A 2,129-nucleotide genomic window follows, 5' to 3' on the forward strand; every position below is an offset into this window, starting at 1 on the left:
CCTTCAGTTCGCATCGGCATTGCAGAGCGGGGTGGATGCGGCCTACAAGGCGGTTGTTAAGCCGGTGGAGGGTACAATTCTTACCGTGGCGAAGGAAGCGGCCAGGCATGCTGTGTTTTTCTCGCGCCGGACGAACGACATCACGGAACTGATGGAAGAAGTGCTTGCCAAAGCGAAGGAAACGCTTGCCATGACGCAGGACATGCTCCCTGTATTGAAGCAAGTAGGAGTTGTAGATTCGGGTGGGCAAGGTCTTGTGTACATTTATGAAGGTTTTATGCAGCATCTTGGAAGCGGCTTGGTGACGTCTTCAACTGCAAAAAGTGATAATGTACGCACGGTTTTTGCTCCTCACGTATCGGAGAGACCTACTGCTACTGCAGTTGTTCCTTCCCCAGATGCGCCGATTTCTGCGCAAGCGAAGCTCGAAACGGATAATATTGAATTTTTGTATGATATGGAGTTTTTTATTAATCGACAATTGGGCGAAGCGCAAGGCACCGATTTTGATGAGGAAGCCTTCCGGAAAGCGTTAGCAGTAGATGGTGATTCTATTATCGTAATTTCAGACGATGATGTCATCAAGGTTCACGTGCATTCTAAGGCTCCTGGTGAAGTGCTGAATTTGGCACTGCGCTACGGAGAAATTACACAGATTCGTATTTTAAATATGCGCGAGCAGCATCGTGATTTGTTGTCTGCGGGTATGGATGTTGCTCCTGAGCCTGAGTGGTTTGCTGAAATACCAACAGAGCCTGCACGTGAGGAAGAGCCGTCTGAGCCCCCCGCTCATGAACTGGCATCCTTTGGTTTTATAGCTGTGGCTTCCGGTGAAGGAATTGCTGATATTTTCAGAAGTTTAGGCGTCGATGTTGTCCTTTCTGGCGGCCAGACAATGAATCCGAGCACAGAGGACTTCGTTAATGCGGCGCGCTCGATTGCGGCTCAACATATTTTTATTCTTCCGAATAATTCCAATATTATTTTGGCGGCAGAACAAGCACGTGAACTGCTAGAGATGGAACGTATGGTGTCGGTTATTCCGAGCAAAACAATTCCTCAGGGGATTGCGGCAGCATTTGCCTTCCAGGAGGAAGAGGCTTTTGAGGTAAATCAGGACAATATGCGTGACGCAGTCACCCGGGTGAAGTCTGGGCAAGTGACCTACGCGGTACGGAATACGACACTGGATGACCTGCATATTACAGCCGGGCACTACATCGGTATTCAGGATTCCAAGATTGTAGCGACCGAGGAACACTTAATGGCAACGTCCCGTCTTTTGCTAGCGAAAATGCTGGTGAATGGCGATGAAATTGTTACGATTCTCACAGGTTCAGACGCGAATCAAGAAGACACAGATCAGCTTGTTGCATGGCTTGAAGAAAATTATGCGGATGCTGAAGTGGAAGTTCATGAAGGTGGTCAGCCGATTTATCCTTATTTGTTCTCAGTGGAAACCTGATGTGCTTTAGCACGCCCATGGAAGTCCACAACAAAAGGAGGTCTGACTGATGAGCAGTACCATCATTTTGACGGATAGCACGGCTGATATTCCACCGGAATTAGCGGACCGTCTCGGTATAGTTGTTGTACCATTGACAGTGATGTTCGGCAGCACAGCTTACCTGGACGGCATTGAGATGTCAGCATCGCAGTTTTACAGCGAACTAGTACGGGCTGATGAGCTACCTACGACATCACAGCCTTCACCAGCCCGTTTTTTGGAGACATACACGACGCTGTTGGAGCAGTACCCCGAGAGCCAGGTTATCTCTATCCATTTATCCTCGGGTGTGAGCGGAACGTATCAGTCTGCTCTGCTGGGCAAATCCATGCTGGAGAAGCATGAACATAGAGTGACTGTGGTGGATTCCAAATCAGCTTCATACGGATACGGCATGCTAGTGGTTTATGCGGCAGAGCTGGCGGCTGCCGGGCACTCCCCGGCTGATATTGTTCGGGCTGTGGAACGTCGTGGGGAGCGCCGTCGTTTGTATTTCCTGGTGGATACCCTGGAATACTTACAAAAAGGCGGACGTATTGGCAAGGCAGCGGCAATGGTTGGTACGTTACTTAACATTAAACCGATTCTTTCGATTGACAAAGAAGGCACTATTTATTCGGTT

The 2,129-nt window shown here is 49.0% G+C and carries 2 protein-coding genes; both read left to right on the forward strand.

Annotated elements, in window-relative coordinates; all coding sequences use genetic code 11:
• Positions 1–1,465: DAK2 domain-containing protein (locus GRP75_RS25090; RefSeq protein WP_160790682.1), on the forward strand; the 1,465-nt coding region annotated here is incomplete at its 5' end.
• Positions 1,466–1,514: 49 nt separating this feature from the next.
• Positions 1,515–2,129: DegV family protein (locus tag GRP75_RS25095; RefSeq protein ID WP_160790683.1), on the forward strand; the 615-nt coding region annotated here is incomplete at its 3' end.

It is taken from the genome of Paenibacillus sp. OT2-17 (assembly GCF_009827695.1).
Taxonomy (GTDB): domain Bacteria; phylum Bacillota; class Bacilli; order Paenibacillales; family Paenibacillaceae; genus Paenibacillus; species Paenibacillus polymyxa_B.